We start from the raw sequence: 23,720 nt of genomic DNA on the forward strand, positions 1-23,720 counted from the left end.
AAATTATTAACTCAAAAACTCATAATTTATTACTCCTAACTATTAACTCATCACTCCTAACTTTTTACAGTCTGCGCCAGCGACGGCCATCTTGGTTGATTAAGAATTCTGCTTCTGTTGGTTCCCAGGTTCCAGCTTCATACTGGGGAATAGTATTGGCGTCGGCGGGTGCATCCCAAACGGAAAGGGCTGGCGTTACGACCTGCCAAGCGGCTTCTACTTCATCCGCGCGGGTGAATAAAGTTTGATCGCCCATCATACAATCAAGGAATAAGCGATCGTAGGCATCAGATGTGGCTTGGATGCCAAAGGAACCATAACTAAAGTCCATATCAACGGAACGGGTACGGAATTCTGCCCCTGGCATTTTCACATCAAAACGCAGGGAAATACCTTCATTCGGCTGAATCCGCATCGTCAAAATATTGGTGTTTGTCTGTTGGGCAGCTGATTGGAACATCCGAGACGGAACTTCGCGGAAGTGAATGGCAATCTCACTGACTTTTTTCGGCATCCGCTTCCCGGTACGCAAGTAGAAAGGAACACCTTTCCAACGCCAGTTATCTACCACAAACTTCATGGCGACGTAGGTCGGTGTGGTGGAGTTGGGATTAACGCCTGGTTCTGTCCGATACCCTGGCACTGCTTGACCCTTCATCCAGCCAGCACTATATTGACCGCGGACTGCTGACCGCGACAGATTCTGAACATCAGCTAAACGAGTAGCTTGGAGTACTTTCACTTTTTCTGTGCGGATGCTGTCGGCATCCATTGCGTTGGGCGCTTCCATCGCTGTTAGGCAGTAAAGTTGCATGAGGTGATTTTGCAACATATCCCGCAATGCGCCGGCGCTTTCATAATAACCAGCCCGATCTTCCACTCCCACGGTTTCTGCTACGGTAATTTGTACGTGGTCAACAAATTGACGATTCCACAACGGCTCAAAAATCGCATTGGCAAAGCGAAACACCAGCAAATTTTGAACTGTTTCTTTACCCAAGTAGTGGTCAATCCGGTATACTTGGTTTTCTTTGCAATATTTCTGTACCACTTGGTTAAGACTTTGGGCAGAAGCCAAATCCCGACCAAAGGGTTTTTCAATTACTAGACGATGTTTGTAGGGATCTTCTAGCATCCCGGCGGTTCCTAGCTGCTTAATCGCTTCGGGAAAGAATGAGGGGGCAACTGAGAGGTAGAACATTCGATTACCTCGTGTGCCCCGTTTTTCGTCTAATTCACTCAATAAGTTTTTCAGTTTTTGGTAGCCTTCGGGGTTGTCTATATCCCCAGGGCTGTAGAACAGACCTTGAGAGAAATCTTGCCAGAGTTCCCCTAAATCGACATCGGCATGTGCTTCTTCCATGCCTTTTTGCATTTGTTCGCGGAAGTACTCATGGCTCCATTCTCTACGTGCTACACCGACAATGGTAGTTTCTGGTGGAATACGCCGTTCTCGCCGCAATTTGTAAAGTGCTGGCACTAGTTTGCGCCAGGTGAGATCGCCAGAAGCGCCAAAAATGACTATAATCTGGGGTTCGGACATCCGTTGTTGTTGCAGACCAACACGCAAGGGATTTTCTAGCAGACTAACCATAACAATTTTGGATTTTGGATTTTGGATTTTGAGATTGGGCATTGGGTATGGGGCATGGGGCATTGGGCATGGGGCATGGGGCATTGGGCATGGGTTATTCTCCTTGTCCCCTTGTCCTCCTTGCCCCCTTGTCCTCCTTGTCCCCTTGCCCCCAATACCCAGTCCCTACACTGGTGACAATACCTTGATCTTGTCTTCTAAAGAGTTCATCAAGGACTGGAAGGGCTGGATAAACTTGTCAATGCCATCGACTAACAGTTCATCCATGACGTTATCAAGATCGATGTTGATGTCGGGATCTTTGAGGTTTTCGATCAGCGTGTAAGCATTATCTAAATCTGTTTCTAAGCGATCGCCTACGTTACAATGATCGGCACAAGCTTTAATGGTCGCTGGTGGTACGGTGTTGACGGTATCATGGCCGATCAACTCTTCGATATACATCACGTCTCTGTAGTTGGGGTCTTTGGTGCTGGTGCTAGCCCAAAGTAGGCGTTGTTGTGTAGCCCCTTTTGCTGCCAAATCTTGCCAACGCTCGCTTCTAATGATTTTCTTGTATTCTTGATACGCAATCTTAGCGTTAGCGATCGCTACTTTTCCTTTAACAGCTCTTAGCTTTGCTTCCACGGAAATATCATCAACGCCTTTTTTCAACTTAGCATCAATCTTGCCGTCAATGTTGCTATCGATCCGGCTGAGGAAGAAGCTAGCAACTGAAGCAATTTTACTGATGTCCTTTCCTTCAGCCACCCGTTTTTCTAAGCCCCGAATATAAGCCATTGCTGTGTTTACATAGCTTTCTACAGAAAACAGCAGCGTAATATTAACATTCATCCCTTCGGATATTACCTGTTCTACTGCTGGCAAACCAGGTTCTGTACCGGGAATTTTAATCATCAGATTTTCCCGACCAATTTCTTGGAAATATCGTCGGGCTTCGGTTATGGTTGCTTCAGTATCATGGGCAATGGTTGGCGGTACTTCAATACTCACATAACCATCTAGTCTATTCGAGGCTTCATAAACAGGGCGTAAAATATCACAGGCATTACGGATATCTGCAAAAACTAGGGATTCGTAAATTTTGTCTATGGGTAAGTTAGCCCGAACTCCGGCTTCGATATCGGCATCATAAATAACATTACCAGCGATCGCTTTTTCAAAGATAGCTGGGTTAGAAGTAATCCCAGATATACCTTGATTTTCAACCATGTCTTTGAGTTCACCTGATTGAATAATGTCACGGGTCAAATTATCCATCCAGATACTTTGACCGTATTGGTTAATTTCTAGTAGATGATTGGTAGTCATAGCTAGTTTATTTCACTCCTGTATAGTGATGTTTCTAAGTGAAGTTGGCAAAACGCATCGATACTTACTTTTGAATTGTGGCGTTGCTAATCACTTATCGCATCGGCCAGCTGAGATAATCTTTAATTGATCTTCAAAAAGCGCTACATTGCATCCCTGATCCTAAATCACCATGATTAACTTTTAATTAATGCCAGATGAGAGTACAGCACAGAGGAAATAAGTTACTCTTATAAAACGTCTAAAATCCTTACGTAACAGTAATTACGAATTACGAATTACGAATTATCTTCTAGTGTCCGTTTTGAATAAAAGACTCCACCTTTGCTACATCCTCTTTGCTACCAATAATTAAAGGTGTGCGCTGATGCAGTTTTTTTGGCACCACATCCAAGATATTTACTAGTCCTGTAGTAGCACGGCCGCCTGCTTGCTCAATTAAAAAGGCGAGAGGAGCCGTTTCATAAAGCAAGCGTAATTTTCCTTCTGGATTTTGAATTGTGCCTGGGTAGAGAAACACGCCGCCTTGAACCAAAATTCTATGGATGTCGCTCACCATTGCGCCGCTATAACGAGCGCTGTAGCCTTCTGTGCGATGAACGTAGCGAATGTATTCCCGAATTGATTCTTCCCACTGCCAGAAGTTACCTTCGTTCACGCTGTAAACAGACCCGTGGTTAGGAATGCGAATATTTTCTTCTGTGAGGATAAACTCTCCTAAGCTGGGATCGAGAACAAAGGAATGAACCCCCTTACCTATAGTATAAACCAGCATCGTGCATGGCCCATACAGGATGTATCCGGCAGCGAGTTGCTTACGTCCGTTGGCGAGTAGGTCAGTTGCCTTACCATCGCTATCAGTTCCTTCTTGTTGGCGAATGGCGAAAATGGAACCTAAGCTGAGATTATTATCAGTGTTGGATGAGCCATCAATTGGGTCATACAGCAGGGTATAGCGGCCAATGGGGCAGTTTTCGGGAATATAGTAAGGATTTTCCATTTCCTCAGAAGCGAGGCGACAGACTAAGCCACTTTGCTTAAACACTGAGATAAATACATCATTGGCATAAACATCCATCTTTTTGACGGATTCGCCTTGGACATTAACTTCCCCAGTAAATCCCAGAACGCCTTCCATTAAACCGGCGCGACTCATACGACGAGCCACCAGTTTTCCGGCCAGGGCGATGCGATTCATCAGCGCACTCAAATCCTGTGCATCTGGCGAAAAACTCTGAAGTTGTTGGAGGACGTGACGGGATAAGGTTGTACAGTCACGGTCTAAAGCTCTGTCTGTAGCATCGTAAGCAGATAAGTCTAAAGATTCTGGCGCTTTAGCCATTTTTATGTTCTCCGCAGCCACTAGCTGTTAATTGGGTTTTAGTCATCTATAGCAACTTATAGTTGCTGCTTCTATCTTAGAAAGGTAATTTGATAACTTAGATGCGACTTTAGATAAACTAAAGAAATGAATCTTCAGTGACTCCTGTACCTAGATCCTAGCTACTTCGACTTAACATGAATTTCTCAAGCGGGCGGGTATGCCTATGCTTACTATCAACCAATTCAGGAAGCAGGAGGCAGGAGGTAGGAGGCAGAAGGCAGGAGGCAGGAGGCAGGAGGTAGAAGGCAGAAGGGAACCCACGTTTTTAAACGTGGAATTGAAGTAAGGATGCCTTGTGTCGAGATGCGTGGCAGGAGACACAATTTTTTTATACTAGTGGGCAATAATCCATAACTAAAGTTTTCGTTAGTACTTCTTTCCTTCTGCCTTCTGCCTTTCTTTGTAAAATCCCCACATTTGCGGCAGGGACTATAGGCTGACTCTGAAACATTAATACGAAACTAGTATCAGATTTGCACAAGGCAAGCAATCTGCCTGGTTAACTAAGTACAGCTTTGCGTAAAAGTGTAGCGTTTTTAATGCAAGTCAACGCATTAACATCGCAAGCCAACGCATTAACAATGCAAGCCAACGCATTAACAACGCAAGCCAACGCATTAACAATGCAAGTCAACGCATTAACAATGCAAGCCAACGTATTAACAATCCAAGCCAACGTATTAACAACGCAAGCCCATGCATTAACAACGCAAGCCCATGCATTAACATTGTCGTGTATTGCCAATTTAATTCGGTACGAATTAATGAAATGCTGTACTAAGATACTTTTGGTTGCTGCCATAGGATGAGTTTCAATTCAGAGCAGTAGTAAGCCTCATCACTGATTTGGTGTTCGTGGTCAGCTATCCAATCATAAATTTGTGTTGCTTTTGCTAATGCCACTTTTTCTGAACGATAAAGCTGAGGAGTAGGACAGTAAGCTTGGCCATTGATGTGTATAGCTGCAATCTGCCAATAATCGCTTTCTGGTACAACTTCTAAAAACCCGTTACTGTAAGACTGGATTATTCCTATATTCATCTACAACCATCAAACTTTCTAACATTGGCCACAACAAAGCCGATACCAGCCAATTCAAGCGAATCAAAGCTGGAATCATCAGGGAATGCAGTCGCAACCCCTGCTAATGATTTTGGGTTCGTAGTCAATGGAAATCTGAATTATTGGTCACTTTTTTGGCTTGATTCCGTTATTGGCAGGAATAATCGCACAAGAGACTGGTCAGCGCAGCTACATTGGGATTGCCCAAACTCAGAGTGCGGCTGGATAGATGATAATCTGTAGAGCGAACCAGCAATTCGCAGTACTCACTCAAAATAACCGCACAAAAGGACTAAATTTATTATGTCCCGTTTACTAACAGCATTCCGGCAGCGATTCTTACGGAGTATTGCAAAAGCAATACTTTTAACTTTGATTAGTAGTTTAATACTTCCTGGGGCTACTTGGGCTGCTTCTAGCTTGGGAGTTGATAATGGTCATCTTAGTTCTTGTCCGGCTTCAGACAACTGTGTTGTCAGTCAAAACGCAGATGAAAAACACGCCATCGACCCGATTCATTATCATGTAGACCGCAATGCAGCTAGAGAAATCTTACTAAAAGTTATCGGTGTTGTTCCGCGTACAGAAATTGTAGAACAAACAGATAATTACATCCACGCTCTTTCTAAAAGCCGTATCTTCAAATTTGTTGATGATGTAGAATTTTATTTACCTCCTAATGAGTCAGTAATTCATCTGCGATCGGCATCTCGCGTGGGAGAGTCGGATCTCGGTGTCAACCGCAGACGAGCCGAACAAATTCGTCTGGCTCTACGCGATTTAAACATTTGATTTTGTCGCCACTTATTCTCATTTAACTGAGAGAAGTGCGATCGCAATACCATTTAAAATTTATACTTAATGGAGAAATGTCAGACTATCTGCAATGATTGTGCTTTCCACACCTTAGTAGAAAAAGCGATAACGTGCATTCATCCTGACGAATTTGGGGTTAATTGTTCTACCGTTATTTTCTGCAATTCATTTGAGCCAGCACTCATCATTGACAGTCCTTGCGTGACATACGGGAACGATGAAGAATAACGTCAATTGCGTAGGCACAGCAAGTCAAAGTAATTCGTAATTCGTAATTCGTAATTCGTAATTACACCCCATACCGCATGTTGGGGCTTGAATAATGAATAACTTTTTTTATTTTCCATTAATAAATTAAGCGGCTTGTATCCTCAATTTATTAATTACGAATTACGAATTACGAATTACGAATTATTTGCTCAGCCCTGAGCATTTCAACTTACGTCGTTATTTAATAAGTTATGGTAATATAAAAGGTCTTGGGCGATTAGCACAGGGGTAGCGCACATCCTTCACACGGATGGGGTCACTGGTTCAAATCCAGTATCGCCCACTTATATAGAGCGACAAACGCAAAAATCTGAGAATTTCTATTATCTAATCATCTTCTCTAAAGCGATTTGCAAATCTTTTGTCAAATCACTCACAGCTTGTTTAGATGCTTGGCGATCGCCTTGACAATTTTTGAAGCGTTCTGTAACTGAAATTGGCTCTCCCACAGTGATTTGTGCCTGTCGCAAACCTAACCGAGGTCGCCCCGGTAGTGTTGTATCCTGAATTCGAGAAAGCATATCGAATACAAGCAAAGCTGTTTCTGCAAACCGTTCCGCCGTCGGTTGTTCCTGAATATAAGTAGCTGTGACTGCAACAAAACTTTCCACTATCCGCATATGCCGCATTCGCAAGTCAGCTTCTTCTGCAATCCAGTCTGCCAAACCGCGTTTGAAGGGTGCTAAAGCATTGATATCTGGCAAATCGTCTCGGTAAATGTAACTCCAGCCAGCCTCTTCTAAGCGGCGACAACGGTCAATAAAATTACCCTGCGCTTGAACTCCAAAATATTGCTCGGCAACTTGTAATGCCTTATCTAGTAGGCGATGGAGTCGGGCAATTAATACCTGATTAACACTCTTCGATTCATCAGTTGAGATGGTTTTGGGGATATCTTGATGATAGAAGCGACGATAAAACTCTTCCATCTCGGTAATTAGATATTCAGCCAACCTACAGAGGCGTTGATGGTAAATCTCTTCGCGATTACCCGAATCAATTTCCAAAACTTTCAAGCCACCATCAGCTTCTAACTTACTTAACAACCAATCCAGTTTAGACCAAGGTGGCTCAACGTAACTATATTGGATAGCGATCGGCACAACAATTACAGTCTCAGAACGGTTAGCTTTTTCTAAGTCTTCTACACACCAGAACCCCATTTGAGCAACACCAGGTTCTAAGGGGCTAACAATGCCACTATGACCATTAGTACCGCCTTCCGGCGCTACTGCGATCGGTAGTGCGCCATTAGCAAACAACTCTCGTGCATTTTGGATAGCTTGCCGATCTAGTCGCCTACCACGACGAACCGGCACACCCCCCAGCAGAGAGAACAGCCAACCTAGCCACTTTCCAGCCCAAACTGTCATACCTCGGTCATAAAGAAAATAGCTGTGAACCAGGGATTTTAATGTAATACCTTTTTGACGAGCAACTTGTGGCACAATCCGAGAAAGCAAATACAGCATACAGAGGGGATCTTCCACCTCTGGGTGGCGAAATGCTAACAAAAAGCGAATTTTTCCAGCCTGAAATTGTTGATAGAGTTCAGCTAATACTTCAACATTCGTGGCTTCAATTTTGACAATCCCAGCTGGTAGCCAAGGACGAGTGCGAAACCGTAGTGCGATCGGCAGTAACCACCGAACAATCTGGAGTACCAGCGGATTCAACCGTTGGGGAATAAATTTCAATGGTGGTTGAGTAGACTGAATCGATCTAGGCAAGTCGCTCTCCAGATTATATTTCTAGCGATTGTACAACGTGGGGGTCTTGGTTTTGCGTAAACCCTGAGCTTTGACGGTTAAGCTTTTTGATCGCTACCTTTCGCTGTTTTGCTTACTCAGCATTCCTAAACTTTTCAACGATAGACCCTAAGTATCGAATCAAAAATTAGTTTGGATGTTTCGGAAAATTTTGCAATAAATAGCCAAATACAGCTAAATTTAACACAAAAACTAATGTTTTAATCGGAGATATTCCTCGAATCAATTCATAAATCTCTGGTGGAATACTGATACCGACAAGTCCCAATACTAAGACATGTGCCCAACGCTTTTCGTACCATAAACCAACGGCTTCAATAGTGGTAACAATAGCATATATTCCGGTTCCGATGCTGCTAAATGCTAGAGTTCTAGGATTTAAGTTAACAACTTTCTTTAAAAGCCAATCAATAACGATCGATTTACCTTCTAAAACATAATTTTCTGAAAACGCCTCTAGAGTTTGATAATTTTTTAATGTCAATAATAAAGCGATCGAAGTAACCATAAGCAGCAAGGCGGTAAATGTTTTGTAGAGAACAATTGCCACTAACCCCAATGGACGCTTTTTCAAAGAACCCCCTAAGCATAGATAAGTCAAATTTTGAACGTCAAAATTACCTGAGTGCTGTCAAGTCAGAGTTCACCTCCTTATCCAGAGATTCTTCTAACTAAGTACGGCTTTGAATCGGTGCAATGAATGCAATACTATAATTTCCTCTCCCCGAACCCCCTGCTTAACAAGGAAAAATAATCCCATTTTTTGAAAATGAATCGGGTTTTAATTGATTTTAATGTGCGTAGACTAGCAAAAATAGCAGGCATCACACATTTCAATCAAAAATTTTCAATGGAGGTTAGCGGACTCGAACCGCTGACATCCTGCTTGCAAAGCAGGCGCTCTACCAACTGAGCTAAACCCCCATACTAAAATAGTAGATAACTTTGATTACCGTTGTTATTGTAACTTATATCGTTCTATTACCAAAGGAATGAAGCCAGAAAATATCCAAGTTGTCGCCACACTGTATAAATTTGTTAAGCTGCCAGATTTTGCCGAGAAACGAGATTCTCTGCTGTCTTACTGCCAAACGCAAGGTGTCAAGGGCACTATTTTGCTGGCACTTGAAGGGATTAACGGGACAATTGCTGGTTCGCGTCAGGCCATTGACTCAGTTCTCTGGTTTTTGCGTTCTGACCCCCGTCTAGCAGACTTAGAATCCAAAGAGTCCTATACCGAAACCCCACCTTTTGAGCGGATGAAGGTGCGGTTGAAGCAAGAAATTGTTACTTTGGGGTTGCCAGAAATTGACCCAACCGAGCAAGTTGGCATCTATGTCAATCCCCAAGAATGGAATGATTTAATTTCCAATCCAGAAGTAACGGTGATTGACACCCGCAATGATTATGAGGTGAATATCGGTACTTTCCAAGGGGCAGAAAATCCCCAAACTGAATCATTCCGCGAATTTCCCGATTATGTGCGCCACCATCTCGACCCAACTAAACACAAAAAGGTTGCTCTCTTTTGCACAGGCGGCATTCGCTGTGAAAAAGCTTCATCTTTCATGCTTGCACAAGGCTTTGCAGAAGTCTATCATCTCAAGGGCGGCATTCTGAAGTATTTGCAAGAAGTTCCAGCACAAAAAAGTTTATGGGAAGGAGAATGTTTTGTTTTTGATGAGCGGGTAGCCGTTAGTCATGGATTGGAGAAAGGAAGTTATGAGTTGTGCCTCTGTTGTGGGCGTCCGATTTCAGAAGAAGATAAAGTGTCTCCCAAATATGAGCAAGGTATCTCCTGTCCCTATTGTTTTGATAGCCTCACCGAGGAGAAAAGAGCGCGTCAGCAAGAAAAATGGCGCTACTATCAAACCCAAGTTGGCAACAAAAATCAGGATGTGAGTTGAAGAATAATTTATAACTCATGATTCAGAATTTAAGGGCAAAATTACTGTAAATTTAGTACCAACTCCAACTTCACTTGTGACACTGATTTGACCCTGATGAGCATCAACGCATCTTTTAACAATTACTAACCCCAATCCAGTACCCTGAATTGATTTGACATTTGAGGCTCGGTAGAATGATTCAAACAGTCGAGCTTGGTCTGCTTCTGGAATACCCATACCCCGATCTTGAATATAAAAAGTTGCTACTTTCTCAATTGCGTCACATATTAAATCAAACTGAATCTTGCCACCTTGGGGAGAATATTTAACCGCATTTGAGAGAAGATTTGCAAATAGGTAATGTAAGAGTCCTTCATCCATGACAGCGGACGTATTCTCACTATGACAGGTAAAACCAATTTCACAAGCGCTGCTTTTAACCATCAAAAAATCTTCGATTAACTCTTGACAAAATTGCTCTAGGTTAAGGGGAGCAGGGTTGAATATGAGTTTTTCTGCTTCTGCTCGACCCATAAACAGCACTTCTTCCATGAGTTTTTCCATAGATTGGACAGCGCCTTGAATTCGCTTTAAATAGATGCCTCTTTTTGTATCTGTTAAATTTGCTCCCTGCATTTCCATGAGTTCTACTGCGGTTTGAACAACAGTTAGAGGATTACGGAACTCATGAGATACAGTAGAGATAAATAGGGATTTGAGACGGTTAAGTTCTTGCTCCTTCTCTAATGCTTGCTCTAGCAATTTTGTTTGCCGTCGTTCGCTAAGATCCCAAAAAACAACTACTACACCATTTATCTGGTCAGTTCCTCGCTTCAGTGGTGAAGCACTATCGCCAATGGGAATTCTTTTGCCATTTTTTGTAATCAGAGATGTGAATTCCCCTAAATAAACAGCCTGTTGCTCTCGCAGCACTTTTGTCACAGGGTTTTCTAATGTTGTCTCTGTCACTTCATCGACAATATGAAAAATTTTTGCTGCTTCATTTCCTAAAGCATCTTTTTGCTCCCACCCAGTCAGTGCTTCAGCTGCGGGATTCATGAATGTCATTTTTCCCTGCTCATTAGTAGCGATTACAGCATCACTCATTGAGTTTAAAAGGGTTGCTAACTGATCTCGATTTTCCCGCAGTTCGCGTTCTAATCGGTGTTTTAACAAACCAATCTCGATCGCAATTTTTAAATCTTTTGTAGTAAATGGTTTAACGATGTATCCAAAAGGCTGGGTAATTTTGGCTCTTTCTAAGGTATGGTCGTCGCCATAAGCGGTTAAATAAATTATAGGTACATCTAACTGCTCGCGAATCTGAGTGGCAGTAGCAATACCGTCCATATCACCTTTAAGAATAATATCCATTAATACTAGTTCTGGTTGAGTTTCCGATGCCTTGGCAATGGCAACTTTTCCAGATGAAGCTGTACCCGTAACAATGTATCCTAGCTGATTGAGTTGACTAGCAATAGTTCTAGCCACAATCACTTCATCTTCAACGACTAAAATCCTAGCTCGATCCATTTGATATTGATGAATGCAAAGTTAACTGCGTAAATTTTATGTTGAATACTGTTCCGCGATCGCGTTCTAGAGTAATATCGCCTTCTAGTTGTTCTGTAACCAAGTCATGTACTAACGACAGACCCAAAGAATCAGTATTTCTCCAATCTAAATTATCTGGTAAACCAATCCCATTATCTCGGATAGTCATCTCGATACTGTTGTCAATATTGTGTAAAGCGATACTGATTGTGCCTACTTGTTGATTGGGAAAAGCGTGTTTGAGGGCATTGGAGATTAATTCGTTAATTACCAATCCACAGGCAATAGCTTGATCGACATTCAAGCTTACTGAATCTATATCAGTTTCTAGAGAAATTTTACCAGGGCATATTTGATAGGAAATTAGTAAGCTAGCTGCTAAATTATTGATATAGTCAGCGACATCAATTTGTCCGATATTAGCGGAAGTATATAAATTTTTGTGAATTAGAGATATTGACTCAATTCGATTTTGACTCTCTCGAAGAACTTTGATTATTTCTGGGTCTTTGAGTGTTTGAGACTGAAGTTGTAATAAACTGGAGACAATTTGCAAATTGTTTTTAACTCGATGATGAACTTCTTTTAAAAGAACTTCTTTTTCAGCTAAGGCTGTTTTTAACTTTATTTGAGCTTTTTGTCTTTGAAGAAGTTCAGTTTGAGCTTGCGCTAAGATGCTGGATTGTTGAATTGCGATCGCTAATTGGACTGTTACTCGATCGAGCAAATCTAATTGATTTTCTTCCCACTCGCGAAAACCAGAGCATTGGTGAGCAATTAGTAAACCCCAAATGTGAGAGCCAGGGCTTTGAGAGCTTACTTCTAGTAAAATCGGCACAACTAAATTTGCTTTCACCTCAAACTGTTCTAACAGGCGAATATGGCAATCAGTTAGTCCAGCTTCATAAATATTAGCGATCGCTCGTTTGCGTCCCTGATAATATTCCACTCCTGAGCCTGTTTGAAAACACGTATCGTGAATCTCTACACCCAACGAAACCGTCCATCCAGGTTCCACTGATTCTGCCATAATTGTGCCGATCATTTCTGAGTCAAACTGATAGACTATTACTCGATCGACCCCAAGTAAATCTCGCACTTCTTGAACTGTTGCATTCAAAATATCTTGAAGATTCAATGATTGACGAATCCGTTGAGCAACAGTTCGCATCAATTGCTCCCGCTCGGCTTGAGCTTTTAGAGCTAGTTCAGTTTGCTTACGTTCTGTGATATCTTGCCCAATACCGATAATTTGACCATTTGAAAGGTAAACATTAGTCCAAGATGTATCCAATAGACGACCATCGCGCACCTGAGTTTTAAAGTCACCCCAAATGCGTTGTGCAGACTGAATAAAATTAATTACATCCTGTCGATATTCAGAATTAGGATATAGCACTTTCAAGAGATCACGAGTTTGGAAATCTTGAAATTTCCAACCAAGAATATTTTCCCATTCTTGGTTCACCCACTGGAGTTCACCATTGGTATCGATCAGGGCAATCATCAATGGTATGTTCTCAAAAATTATCCGCAAAAACTCATTTTGTTCTTGAAGTTTTGTTTCGGCGTTTTTGCGGTCATTAATATCATTAAATACTGTTAAAATGGCTGATTCATTGTTAAAAACTAAATATTGTAAAGAAGCGATCGCCCAAAAACGAGTTCCATCTGCTTTTTTTAATTGCAATTCATAATTATGAATAAACCCTTGTTGATTAAGAACTGTTAACAGCGCTTCTAAATCTGTCAAATTATGATATAAACTTACAATTTTTTTGCGATTAACTAAATACTCTGGAGAAAACTGAAATGTTTGAAGCAACTCTGTATTAGCGTATAAAACTAACCCATCAGACACACGCGAAATAATGAATGGAACAGGAATAGCTTCAGAAATAACTCGAAATCTAGCTTCACTTTGTTGAAGAGTTCTTTCTATTTGTTTGTGTTCTGTGATATCTCGTATATGAACTAAACGAGCCTTATAATTGCCATAGTCTATTGTCTGTGTGAAAATTTCAACATCAATAATCTGTCCGTCTTTTCGCTGATGTCGCCATCGTCCAGTAAAGTCCAAGCTAGAATGCTTTTGTCGTAAATATTCAAGTAAGAGAGGCACATCTTCTGAAGGGCGAACGTCACTTATTCGCATTTGCAAGAACTCTTCTCGTGAGTAGCCGTAGTGAACAACAGCAGCTTCATTTACATCTAAGAATTGCAGATTATTCTGGTTATATACCCACATAGGATTGGGATTTTTAGAGAAAAGGAAATTAAAACTCCTTTGGCTTTCATTTTCAGAAAATAGCATTAGTGGTTTTGTGATAAAAGTTTTTATTATGTACTAAAATTTAATTATTTTAAATCTAAAATAATTATTAATTTTTTTGCAAAATTTGTTTTTTACGATCCAATCTTCTACTGATTCAGAATTTCATGTATAAGCTCTTTGATATTTGGGGATAAAAAATTGGTCTGTACTCAAAGAGACTTCTTACAGAGATACATGTCGGTTCAATATTTATGCAAATCTCCAGTGTAAAATATGTCTGATAGTTTACACTAAGAAAATATCACTTGCACAGCTAGGGGGAAGATAAAATAGCCTGAAATGCCTACATATTAAATAATGTGGCAATTTATGATAAAACAACAAAAAGACTTAATTATCAATAAGCCTTCTTTAATGATAAATTTGTCTGAATTCTACGAAAGACACCTGAAACAGGACTTGGACTTGTTTAATACTAAAAATCCTAATTTATTACAATCGATAAAAACTATCAACATAGAAGCATTTGCTACGGCTTTACCATAGCAATACTTTATGAAAGTAGATGAAAGAAAATTCAACGGTTTTGATCTTTAAATTATATAAATGTTGAAGAGATATGGTTTCCTATAGTAAAAAATTGGCTGGCTAGAAATATATTTTTCCTTAACTCAAGTCATTTACGTAGTAATTGACCGAACTAATAATTGATGTCTATTCCCATATATATATTTTGAATTGTTAGGAAAAGTGGGTTAAAGCAACTTGTAATTCTTATACATTAAAACAAAAAGCGCCCTCCGTTACCAGAGGGCGCTTTCTTATTTAGCTAAACTTCAGAATTAACCGTTGATAGCAGGAGCGCTTATTGCTACAGGAGCAGAATCGCCAGCAGCCAAATCGAGAGGGAAGTTGTGAGCGTTACGCTCGTGCATTACTTCCATACCCAGGTTAGCGCGGTTGATTACATCCGCCCAAGTTGAAATCACACGACCTTCAGAGTCAATGATTGATTGGTTGAAGTTGAAACCGTTCAAGTTGAACGCCATTGTGCTTACACCCAAGGCGGTGAACCAGATTCCGATTACAGGCCATGCTGCGAGGAAGAAGTGCAGTGAACGGCTGTTGTTGAAGGAAGCGTATTGGAAGATTAACCGACCGAAGTAGCCGTGGGCTGCAACGATGTTGTAGGTTTCTTCTTCTTGACCGAATTTGTAACCGTAGTTAAGGGACTCGGTTTCGGTTGTTTCACGAACCAAGGAAGAAGTTACAAGAGAACCGTGCATTGCACTGAACAAACTTCCGCCGAATACACCTGCTACACCTAACTGGTGGAAGGGGTGCATCAGGATGTTGTGTTCTGCTTGGAACACGATCATGAAGTTGAATGTTCCTGAGATACCCAAAGGCATACCGTCAGAGAATGAACCTTGTCCGATGGGATATACCAAGAATACTGCACTTGCTGCTGCTACTGGTGCTGAATAGGCAATTGCAATCCAAGGACGCATTCCTAAGCGGTAGGATAGTTCCCATTCACGACCCATGTAGCAGAATACGCCAATCAGGAAGTGGAAGATTACCAACTGGTAAGGGCCGCCGTTGTACAACCACTCATCAAGAGAAGCTGCTTCCCAAATTGGGTAGAAGTGCAAACCGATGGCGTTGGAGGAAGGAACTACTGCACCAGAGATGATGTTGTTTCCGTAAATCAAGGAACCTGCTACTGGTTCGCGGATGCCATCAATGTCTACTGGAGGAGCAGCGATGAAGGCGATTACGAAGCAAGCGGTGGCGGCTAGCAAGGTGGGGATCATGACTACGCCGAACCAACCGATGTAGATCCGGTTATTGGTGCTGGTGATCCATTCGCAGAATCGATCCCATACATTGGCGCTTTGGCGCTGTTGGATGGTTGTTGTCATTGTTTTATGATTGCGGTTATTTATGAATCAGGCGGTTTCGTCTTTGCCTGTGAAACTACTTTACACTGCTTTACAATTTTTAATCAAGTTTTATTACTACAGCAAATCTGATATGAGTTATCAGTTTTGCTTATTTAAAACCAAACAACGAGGCAAGAATACGCCAAAGTTATCTTTATATAGCGGAATGGCACGCTTGTAAAGCTCAAAGACTTATTGTATCGTCGTTCCCAGCCTCCAGGCTGGGAATGAGTTTTGCGAGGCTCTGCCTCTTGTCAAGCTATGGAGGCGGAGCCTTCGAGGTTTCCCAGCTTGGAGGCTCTTAACCAGTTAGGGCAAGGGCTGTATCTTAACCAGCGTGCCATTCGCAAGTCTGACTTTTCACGTTATGTGGAAAAGCCAACGATTGACCTAACCCCCTAACCCCCTTCCCTATGAGGGAAGGGGGAAAATTCAAAGTCTCTCTCCTGAAAAAAGAGAGAAATAGAAGAGAGGTTTTCCAGATACCGTGAAAAGTCAGATTCGCAAGTAACCCTCTGTTCGCATAGCCTTTCGTAGAAAAGGGAACAAGAAATTCTGATCGTCAGAAGCCACTTCGATTTGTAAAGACTGGCTCCTCTATTACACCAATAAAAAACGACTACAAGTATTATTTGCTTACTTTTCTGGGAATAATAAGTTTGTATATTACCGCTATTCTAAAAAATTAACCCTCAGCTTACCACTGAGGGCTTTTTTTGTTTGGCAAAATGGCATATCTGTAAATTAGAGGGTTGCTATGGTATTTGAGTAGGATACATTCCATGCGAAAGTACTGACTTGCATTACCCCTGGTAATTAGCCAGGGGTTTTTATTTTAACTGAGAGCGATCGCTCTTAAATATTCTGCTGAAAAATTTATTTTTAACGATTTTGAGTAAATAATTTTAGCATTCTCTGCTTTTGGGAATTAATTAGCGATCGCGATTTTTATTCAACCAGAAAATTGACAATAAATATAAGCTTATATTAAGTGGAAAAATCAAGTACAACGAATTAACGATGACAGACGCTAAAAATGTAATCGATGGAAACCTAGAGGTTTGCTGTACTTCTCCCGTGACTGGGTTTTACCGCGACGGCTTTTGTCGGACAGGTGGTCAAGATTTCGGCTCCCATGTCATATGTGCCCAAGTAACATCAGAATTCCTGGAGTTTACCAAATCACAAGGGAACGACCTCAGCACACCTGTTGCTGATTTTAATTTTCCTGGATTGAAACCTGGCGATCGCTGGTGTTTGTGTGCTTCTCGCTGGCAAGAAGCTCTCGAAGCTGGTGTTGCTCCACCCGTAATACTTTCAGCAACCCATGCTAGAGCTTTGGAAGTAGTTTCTCTAGACGAACTGAAAAAACATGCCCTAACTTCGTCTTGATTGGGCATAGGGCATAGGGCATTAATTCTTCCCTTGCTCCCCTGCTCCCCTGCTCCCCTGCTCCCCTGCTTCCCCTCCCCAATTCCAAATCAACTCACTGGAACTTCCAAAGGCAGTTGTAATATATTGGCAACCGCAGAAATCAACTTATTGGGGTCAATTGGCTTAGATAAATGCTGCTGAAACCCAGCTTTTAGGGCTTTCAAGCGGTCTTCCTCTCGCGTGTATGCTGTTAAAGCGATCGCGGGGATGCGTCCACCTTTTTCTGGTTCTAAAGAGCGCAGTTTCCTAATCAGTGTATAACCATCTTGCTCTGACATACCGATGTCGCTAATCAGGATATCTGGTTTTGCTTGTTCAACTACTACTAGGGCTTCATCAACTGATGCTACCGCACTGGCAAAAGCCCCATACTCCTCAAACATAAAACTGAGAAAGTTACGGGTATCTGCTTCATCATCTACAACTAAAACTTTTAATCCAGCAAGGGGCGTCGATGCCACAGGGGAAGAAATTTCTCCTGTAGCTTCTCTACTCACCCTACTACCCTTATTATCTTGTAGAAGTGGTAGTCTTACAGTAAAGGTTGCTCCTTGTCCAGTACCTAAACTTTCGGCAAAGATTGCACCTTTGTGCAGTTCCACTAGATGACGGACGATCGCTAATCCTAGTCCTAATCCATTGTGCGATCGCGTTGTGGTACTGTCTGCTTGGCGAAAACGCTCAAATACTTTGGGTAAAAACTCGGAACTGATACCAACGCCCGTATCGATAACTTCAATTTGGGCGTACTGAGATTTTGGATTTTGGATTTTAGATTTTAGATTATTGCTTTCATCAGTATTTGCAGAGTCTAAATTTTCACTATCAGATTCAAATCTCAAATTGTTCGACTGGCTTGTACTGATGGTTGTGGAAGTAGCGCCCACACCAAAGTCTGAAATCGAAAATCCAAAATGCTTTGATAGCCTAACCTCTACCCTGCCACCTTTAGGGGTAAATTTTATTGCATTAGTTAGTAGGTTCCAGACAATTTGCTGTAAACGGGCTGGATCGCCATAGACTGATCCTATGGAAGTATCCAGCAGAGTATTTAATTGAATCTCTTTTGGCTCTGCTAGGGGACGCACTGCCTCTAAAGCTGCTTCCATCACCGAGATTAGATTCACTGCCGATACGTTTAACCGCAACTGACCGCGGATAATCCGGGATACATCCAAAATATCCTCAATTAGTTGCATCTGAGATATGGCGTTGCGTTCGATCGCCTCCAAGGCGCGAGAAGTGGCTTTTTCGTCAAGTTTCTTGGTGCGGAGGATTTTTGACCAGCCCAGCATTGAGGTTAGAGGCGTGCGCAGTTCGTGGGAAAGAACTGCTAGAAACTCATCTTTCATCCGATTTGCAGCTTCTGCTTCTTGTCTTGCCGTTTGTTCGCGAATCACTTGAGCGCGGACTTCTTCTGCTTGCTTGCGTTCGGTAATATCTTCAAGAGTGCCTACATAACCCAATAAGTCTCCTTGACTGGAAAGCATCGGTGATGAGCGAACTTGAACCCAACGAATATTACCATGAGCAGCCTGAAAGCGAAATTCTTCTGAGTATTCCCGACCTTCACAAATGTAAGCAGACCAACTAGCGATCGCTCGTTCTCTATCTTCTGGATGAACAGATTCCAGCCATCTCTTCTCTAAACTCTCTGCGGCTTTCAAGCCACAAATTATCTGATATCGGGGATTAGTATATTTACAGTCACCTTCGGTATCAGTTTCAAAAATGCCAACGGGTGAGCAGGTACTTAGCGATCGGAATCGTTCTTCACTTTGCCTGAGTTCGGTATTTACAGCTACCAATTGCGCTGTTTGTTGCTTGATGGCTTCTGTTTTCTTAAATAGTTCTACAAATACGGTGACTTTAGAAGTCAAAATATTGGGGTCTAGTGGTTTGAGCAGATAATCAACAGCACCCAAGGCATAACCTTTAAACAGCATTTGGTCGCTGGTACTAAAGGCGGTGAGAAAGATAATTGGAGTGTGACGCGATCGCCCCCGATTACGAATTAAGGTAGCAGTTTCAAAGCCATCCATCCCAGGCATTTGCACATCCAGCAAAATCACCGCAAAGTCTTGATGAAGCAGACACCTCAAAGCTTCTTCCCCGGAAGTAGCTCTCACGAGATTCTCCCCTAATTTTTCTAGGATTGCCTCTAGTGCCAGCAAATTTTCTAGTTTATCATCTACTAGGAGGATGTTGACTTTGCGTTCCATCTGCATCGGTTTATTTCGGTGATAATTGACAAAGCTTGACCATCTGGGAAGCAATGTTTGAGAGTGTCAAAATCCAGTCTACTTCAATAGCAGAAATTGCTGCCTCTGGCATAATGTCGCTTTCAGCTGTGGCAGGTTCTTGTACAATAGTAATTCCTCCCCGCGCTTTTATTTTCTTAAGACCTTGCATACCATCTTGGTTCGCTCCTGTCAATATTACACCAATAACTTCTTCTGTGTAGACATCGGCTGCCGACTCAAACAGCACATCAATAGATGGTCTAGCATAAGAAACAGGCTCATCAGTCGAAAGAGCAAAGTGACCTGGTTCAACCAGTAAATGATAATCTGCTGGGGCTATGTAGATATATCCCGGTAGTATTTCGTCCTTGTCTTCCACTTCGCGAATTTTCAACAAAGTGGATTCTTGTAATAAATCCTGGAGTGTGTTGCTAGATTCTTTATGACGGTGTTGTACAATCGCGATCGCTACAGGAAAGTCTGCGGGTAAATTACCCAAGACGATTTTCAATGCTGATAATCCGCCTAAAGAAGTACCAATTACCACAATTTTAAACGACACTTATTTCGCCCTCACACCTGTAGAATGGGGGTTACGTAAATAGCAAAGGGTATTTCATACTGAATCAGTCAGTGTTTTCTTGCTTCTTTGCTCTTACCAGTAACCCATGTTTAGGTGCAAAAATCATTGCTATGATAAACAACAAGGTTTGTAACACCACTATACAACCCCCAGTTGCACCATCGATATGATAGCTGATGTAAGTCCCCATGACACTAGAAAATACGCCCGATGCCATTGCAATTAGTATCATGTGGTCGAAACGGTCTGTTAACAAATAAGCCGTTGCTCCCGGAGTAACTAACATAGCGACAACCAGAATAATTCCCACTGTTTGGAGTCCGGCGACAGCAGTTAGCGAGAGTAATGATAGTAAAATATAGTGCAGTACTCCTGTGTTCAAGCCGATGGAACGTGCATGAGTGGGGTCAAAACAAAATAATAGTAAGTCTTTGCGTAAAACAGCTATTGTTACTAAAGTAATTACACTAATAATCACCGTTTGGATAATGTCTTCATTAGAAATACCTAAGACATTTCCAAACAAGATGTGGGTCAAGTCTACGCTGCTTGGAGTTTTGGAAACTAGTACCAAACCAAGAGCAAAAAATCCTGTAAATACAAGTCCAATGACAGTATCTTCTTTAATTCTCGTTTTCGCTTTGATATAACCGATCGCAATAACTGAACCCACTCCAAAAACAAAAGCACCCACAGCAAAAGGGATATTTAAAACATAAGCAATTACAACCCCAGGCATTACTGCATGAGAAACAGCATCTCCCATTAGTGCCCAACCTTTGAGGGTCATAAAACAAGATAAAACAGAACAAACCACCCCAACTAAGGCACTTACACAAATTGCCTTCACCATGAATTCATGCTGTAGGGGTGTAGTGAACCAGTCTAAGAATGCAAGAGTATTCATATTTTTATAACTTTAATCCAAGCAATATCAACTAAAAATTCTCAATCAATCAGATTCACCTTGATTTCCACGGATTAGCTGACTTTTGTTGAGAGATAAATCTCCAAGAGAACCGCCAAAAGTCCGTGAGAGATTCTCTTCTGTGAAAACTTCGGATGTATCACCATAAGCTAAAATAGTACGGTTAATGAGTACTACTTGGTCACAGAAAGTAGTGATAGATGCTAAGTCATGAGTAGAAATCAAAATTGTATGACCTTCCTCTCGCAATTCCAGTAATAAGTCAATCATCGCTTTTTCTGTTTTGATATCTACCCCGGTGAAAGGTTCATCTAATAGCAAAACTGTTCCCTGTTGTGCCAAAGCACGGGCGAGAAAGGCACGTTTTTTCTGTCCCCCAGAGAGTTCTCCAATTTGGCGATCGCGCATCGACCACATTTGTACCCTCTCTAAACTCTCCCTTACCACTCTTCGATCGTTCGCCGATGGAATTCGCAGTATATTCATGTATCCGTAGCGTCCCATCATCACCACATCATGGACACTTACTGGAAAATTCCAGTCCACCTCTTCTGACTGTGGTACATAAGCGACCAAGCTTTTTTTCTGTACAGTCTTTATCGGTAAACCATTAATCAAAACCCTTCCTGTAACTGGCTTCAAAAAACCCATAATCGCTTTAAATAGGGTTGATTTACCACTACCATTCATCCCTACTAAACCACTGATTGAACCTGCTTGAATTTGCAAATAAGCACCATGTAAAGCAACTTTGCCGTGGTAAGCTACTGTCAAATTTTCGACATCAATACTAATGGATTTCATTAAAATCACCTCTAAAATTAATTAATAGTTTGTAGTGAGCGGCTTCAGCCCTCTTTCCAAAGACGTAACGTTTTCCAGAGAACAAAATAGGACTAAATTCGTTACTACAAGCTTATTTACAATAGTTAGATTTATTCTTGCATACTTGCTCATTTTTGCTCTAATCCCTGAGTTAGAGTATTAATATTACCTTCTAGCAACTTGAGATAAGTTGGTGCTGGCCCATTGGCTGGAGACAGGGAATCAACATAAAACACTCCACCAAACCTTGCTCCCGATTCTCTAGCTACCTGACGTTGCGCTCCATCGTTAACTGTACTTTCACAGAAAACTACAGGTATTTTATTTTTTTTAACTATATCAATGACTTTCTCTAGCTGTTTGGGAGTAGCTTGTTGTTCAGAGTTGACTGCCCAGAGATAAGCTTCTTTCAAGCCATAATCGCGGGTGACGTATGAGAAAGCGCCTTCACAGCTTACCATGTAGCGCTTGTCTGCTGGAACTACCGACACGGCTTTTCGCAGTTTCTCATCAACTTCCTTAATCTTTTGACTGTATACTTTGGCATTGGTGTTATAAGTCTCTGCATTCGCTGAGTCCAAATTAACCAATGCTTTACGAATATTCTCTACGTAAATTAAGGCATTTTCTGGTGACATCCAAGCATGGGGATTAGGTTTCCCTTTGTAAGCATCCTCCGCAATTTCAACAGGCTTAATTCCCTCACTTAAGGTAACGTGAGGGACATTAGGGACACTGTTATACAATTTCTGTGCCCAACGCTCTAAATTCAGACCATTATTCAAAATGAGGTCTGCTTTTTGCGCCCTCACCAAATCACTAGGAGTTGGTTCGTAACCATGAATTTCTGCCCCTGGTTTGGTCAAAGATTCAACAATCGCCTTATCTCCTGCCACGTTTTGCGCCATATCTGCAATGACTGTAAAGGTGGTAAGAACTACTTTTTTACCTTTTTTATCTAGGTTGGTGTTAGTTGTGCCTGGGTTTGGACTTAACTGTGGTTGAGAATTGGAGATTGACGGGCTACACCCACTCAAACATAGCCACAATAGCAGCCCAGACGCTACAGGCAATTTTTGTCCGTGCTGCGGTAGTTGCATCTGAAAGTTATTGATATTAAATCTCATTATAGCAATTTCATAATCTTCTCACTTTTGTTTCACTTTAGCAGAAGTAAGATAAAAATGAAAGAATTATGAAAATAATTTCAGAGCAAAAAAGCGAACCTATTGCAATAAACTGTATTTCTGAGTTCTGGCTTAACCATGATTCCTTACTTTTGTCTTTTTAAAGGTTTTTTTGACTGATTCAAATATTTTTGTTATTTACATCACAAACAAATATTTTACTATTGTGAAATAACTTACAGACAAATATGATTTTTCGGCTTTTTTGTATTTAAAAAAATGCAAAAGTAAATACATTATGAAAATCTTTTTTTGTTAAAAAACTAACCTTTAAAAGTTTAATATTTATTGTTTTGACAATTCATAAAAATTTACTTAAGCTAAAGGATAGGTTAAGCAAATCAACAAACGACAGCGATTTGATTTAGCTACATCAAGAATTGCTGTTGCAGACTATTGGTATAAGGAAATGAATCAAAACAAAAATTATTCCATGTAGGCAATTTAACCAAATTTGGCTACAAAAAGCTAAGACATGATTAAGCGTATTGCACCGCGCAGATATTGAACAGAATTCGGTCAATTATGGATGGATACTTGTGGTGATGTTAGTGAGTATCCATAAATTATTGAAGCTTGACTAGCGATTTTAGATTTTTGATTAGGGTCTTCTAGTTTATATCTCGTCTGAGACGGAATAAATCTAAAAG

The 23,720-nt window shown here is 41.3% G+C and carries 17 protein-coding genes and 2 tRNA genes; 4 read left to right on the forward strand and 15 right to left on the reverse strand.

The window, feature by feature from the left end:
* Nucleotides 1–64: 64 nt before the first annotated feature.
* The 4 genes from zwf to RMX89_RS20150 form a co-directional block, all read right to left on the reverse strand.
* Nucleotides 65–1,594, reverse strand: coding sequence for a glucose-6-phosphate dehydrogenase (gene zwf / locus RMX89_RS20135; RefSeq protein WP_322690216.1), 1,530 nt, complete (start codon nucleotides 1,592–1,594; stop codon nucleotides 65–67).
* 165 nt (nucleotides 1,595–1,759) lie between these two features.
* Nucleotides 1,760–2,905, reverse strand: coding sequence for a transaldolase (gene tal / locus RMX89_RS20140; protein ID WP_322690182.1), 1,146 nt, complete (start codon nucleotides 2,903–2,905; stop codon nucleotides 1,760–1,762).
* A gap of 292 nt (nucleotides 2,906–3,197) precedes the next feature.
* On the reverse strand, nucleotides 3,198–4,247 hold the full coding sequence (fbp, locus tag RMX89_RS20145) for a class 1 fructose-bisphosphatase (protein ID WP_322674815.1): 1,050 nt from the start codon (nucleotides 4,245–4,247) through the stop codon (nucleotides 3,198–3,200).
* 819 nt (nucleotides 4,248–5,066) lie between these two features.
* Entirely contained in the window at nucleotides 5,067–5,330 is a 264-nt protein-coding gene (locus RMX89_RS20150; RefSeq protein WP_194043027.1) for a hypothetical protein, read from the reverse strand.
* Nucleotides 5,331–5,654: 324 nt separating this feature from the next.
* Here RMX89_RS20150 and RMX89_RS20155 point away from each other — a divergent pair, with 324 nt between their 5' ends.
* A complete protein-coding gene (locus RMX89_RS20155; protein ID WP_322690183.1) occupies nucleotides 5,655–6,143 on the forward strand; it encodes a DUF1499 domain-containing protein in 489 nt (162 codons plus the stop codon).
* Nucleotides 6,144–6,648: 505 nt separating this feature from the next.
* A tRNA-Val gene (locus RMX89_RS20160) sits at nucleotides 6,649–6,720 on the forward strand.
* Between the two features lie 40 nt (nucleotides 6,721–6,760).
* Here the strand turns inward: RMX89_RS20160 and RMX89_RS20165 are convergent.
* From RMX89_RS20165 to RMX89_RS20175, 3 genes are all read right to left on the reverse strand, one after another.
* Entirely contained in the window at nucleotides 6,761–8,167 is a 1,407-nt protein-coding gene (locus tag RMX89_RS20165) for a 1-acyl-sn-glycerol-3-phosphate acyltransferase (protein ID WP_322690184.1), read from the reverse strand.
* 166 nt (nucleotides 8,168–8,333) lie between these two features.
* Entirely contained in the window at nucleotides 8,334–8,780 is a 447-nt protein-coding gene (locus RMX89_RS20170; RefSeq protein WP_322683097.1) for a DUF2127 domain-containing protein, read from the reverse strand.
* A 277-nt stretch (nucleotides 8,781–9,057) separates the two neighbouring features.
* Nucleotides 9,058–9,130 (reverse strand) — tRNA-Ala (locus RMX89_RS20175).
* A gap of 68 nt (nucleotides 9,131–9,198) precedes the next feature.
* Between RMX89_RS20175 and RMX89_RS20180 the strand changes: the two genes are divergently transcribed.
* On the forward strand, nucleotides 9,199–10,113 hold the full coding sequence (locus tag RMX89_RS20180; RefSeq protein ID WP_322690185.1) for a rhodanese-related sulfurtransferase: 915 nt from the start codon (nucleotides 9,199–9,201) through the stop codon (nucleotides 10,111–10,113).
* 15 nt (nucleotides 10,114–10,128) lie between these two features.
* Here the strand turns inward: RMX89_RS20180 and RMX89_RS20185 are convergent, their stop codons facing one another.
* The 3 genes from RMX89_RS20185 to psbA form a co-directional block, all read right to left on the reverse strand.
* A complete protein-coding gene (locus RMX89_RS20185) occupies nucleotides 10,129–11,628 on the reverse strand; it encodes an ATP-binding protein (RefSeq protein WP_322690186.1) in 1,500 nt (499 codons plus the stop codon).
* A complete protein-coding gene (locus RMX89_RS20190) occupies nucleotides 11,615–13,963 on the reverse strand; it encodes a PAS domain S-box protein (protein ID WP_322690187.1) in 2,349 nt (782 codons plus the stop codon). Before RMX89_RS20190 ends, RMX89_RS20185 begins: the two co-directional genes overlap by 14 nt.
* Nucleotides 13,964–14,766: 803 nt before the next feature.
* The gene (psbA, locus tag RMX89_RS20195) at nucleotides 14,767–15,849 is read right to left on the reverse strand and encodes a photosystem II q(b) protein (RefSeq protein WP_322690188.1); all 1,083 of its coding nucleotides are present in this window, start codon (nucleotides 15,847–15,849) and stop codon (nucleotides 14,767–14,769) included.
* A 1,041-nt stretch (nucleotides 15,850–16,890) separates the two neighbouring features.
* Here psbA and RMX89_RS20200 point away from each other — a divergent pair.
* On the forward strand, nucleotides 16,891–17,262 hold the full coding sequence (locus RMX89_RS20200; protein WP_322690189.1) for a DUF2237 domain-containing protein: 372 nt from the start codon (nucleotides 16,891–16,893) through the stop codon (nucleotides 17,260–17,262).
* 89 nt (nucleotides 17,263–17,351) lie between these two features.
* Here RMX89_RS20200 and RMX89_RS20205 read toward each other — a convergent pair whose 3' ends face one another.
* From RMX89_RS20205 to RMX89_RS20225, 5 genes are all read right to left on the reverse strand, one after another.
* Nucleotides 17,352–19,532 (reverse strand): response regulator, encoded by a 2,181-nt coding sequence (locus RMX89_RS20205; protein WP_322690190.1) that lies wholly within the window; start codon nucleotides 19,530–19,532, stop codon nucleotides 17,352–17,354.
* 4 nt (nucleotides 19,533–19,536) lie between these two features.
* Nucleotides 19,537–20,109 carry a chemotaxis protein CheB gene (locus tag RMX89_RS20210; RefSeq protein WP_322690191.1) on the reverse strand — a complete coding sequence of 191 codons (573 nt, stop codon included), beginning with the start codon at nucleotides 20,107–20,109 and terminating at the stop codon, nucleotides 19,537–19,539.
* A gap of 64 nt (nucleotides 20,110–20,173) precedes the next feature.
* Nucleotides 20,174–21,037 carry a metal ABC transporter permease gene (locus RMX89_RS20215; protein ID WP_322674946.1) on the reverse strand — a complete coding sequence of 288 codons (864 nt, stop codon included), beginning with the start codon at nucleotides 21,035–21,037 and terminating at the stop codon, nucleotides 20,174–20,176.
* 45 nt (nucleotides 21,038–21,082) lie between these two features.
* Nucleotides 21,083–21,862, reverse strand: a complete 780-nt coding sequence (locus RMX89_RS20220) for a metal ABC transporter ATP-binding protein (RefSeq protein ID WP_322690192.1) — start codon at nucleotides 21,860–21,862, stop codon at nucleotides 21,083–21,085.
* A gap of 149 nt (nucleotides 21,863–22,011) precedes the next feature.
* Nucleotides 22,012–23,010: a metal ABC transporter substrate-binding protein gene (locus tag RMX89_RS20225; protein WP_322690193.1), complete on the reverse strand. Its 999-nt coding sequence runs from the start codon at nucleotides 23,008–23,010 to the stop codon at nucleotides 22,012–22,014.
* Nucleotides 23,011–23,720: the final 710 nt, after the last annotated feature.

Source organism: Nostoc sp. DedSLP04 (genome assembly GCF_034530775.1).
GTDB lineage: Bacteria > Cyanobacteriota > Cyanobacteriia > Cyanobacteriales > Nostocaceae > Nostoc.

Bases quoted from the DNA above. Each gene is read 5' to 3' on its own strand.
- RMX89_RS20220 (WP_322690192.1), bottom strand. From the start codon at position 21,862: ATGAAATCCATTAGTATTGATGTCGAAAATTTGACAGTAGCTTACCAC.
- RMX89_RS20205 (WP_322690190.1), bottom strand. From the start codon at position 19,532: ATGCAGATGGAACGCAAAGTCAACATCCTCCTAGTAGATGATAAACTA.
- RMX89_RS20190 (WP_322690187.1), bottom strand. From the start codon at position 13,963: ATGCTATTTTCTGAAAATGAAAGCCAAAGGAGTTTTAATTTCCTTTTC.
- RMX89_RS20150 (WP_194043027.1), bottom strand. From the start codon at position 5,330: ATGAATATAGGAATAATCCAGTCTTACAGTAACGGGTTTTTAGAAGTT.
- RMX89_RS20200 (WP_322690189.1), top strand. From the start codon at position 16,891: ATGACAGACGCTAAAAATGTAATCGATGGAAACCTAGAGGTTTGCTGT.
- RMX89_RS20185 (WP_322690186.1), bottom strand. From the start codon at position 11,628: ATGGATCGAGCTAGGATTTTAGTCGTTGAAGATGAAGTGATTGTGGCT.
- RMX89_RS20155 (WP_322690183.1), top strand. From the start codon at position 5,655: ATGTCCCGTTTACTAACAGCATTCCGGCAGCGATTCTTACGGAGTATT.
- fbp (WP_322674815.1), bottom strand. From the start codon at position 4,247: ATGGCTAAAGCGCCAGAATCTTTAGACTTATCTGCTTACGATGCTACA.
- RMX89_RS20180 (WP_322690185.1), top strand. From the start codon at position 9,199: ATGAAGCCAGAAAATATCCAAGTTGTCGCCACACTGTATAAATTTGTT.
- RMX89_RS20215 (WP_322674946.1), bottom strand. From the start codon at position 21,037: ATGAATACTCTTGCATTCTTAGACTGGTTCACTACACCCCTACAGCAT.
- RMX89_RS20225 (WP_322690193.1), bottom strand. From the start codon at position 23,010: ATGAGATTTAATATCAATAACTTTCAGATGCAACTACCGCAGCACGGA.
- psbA (WP_322690188.1), bottom strand. From the start codon at position 15,849: ATGACAACAACCATCCAACAGCGCCAAAGCGCCAATGTATGGGATCGA.
- zwf (WP_322690216.1), bottom strand. From the start codon at position 1,594: ATGGTTAGTCTGCTAGAAAATCCCTTGCGTGTTGGTCTGCAACAACAA.
- tal (WP_322690182.1), bottom strand. From the start codon at position 2,905: ATGACTACCAATCATCTACTAGAAATTAACCAATACGGTCAAAGTATC.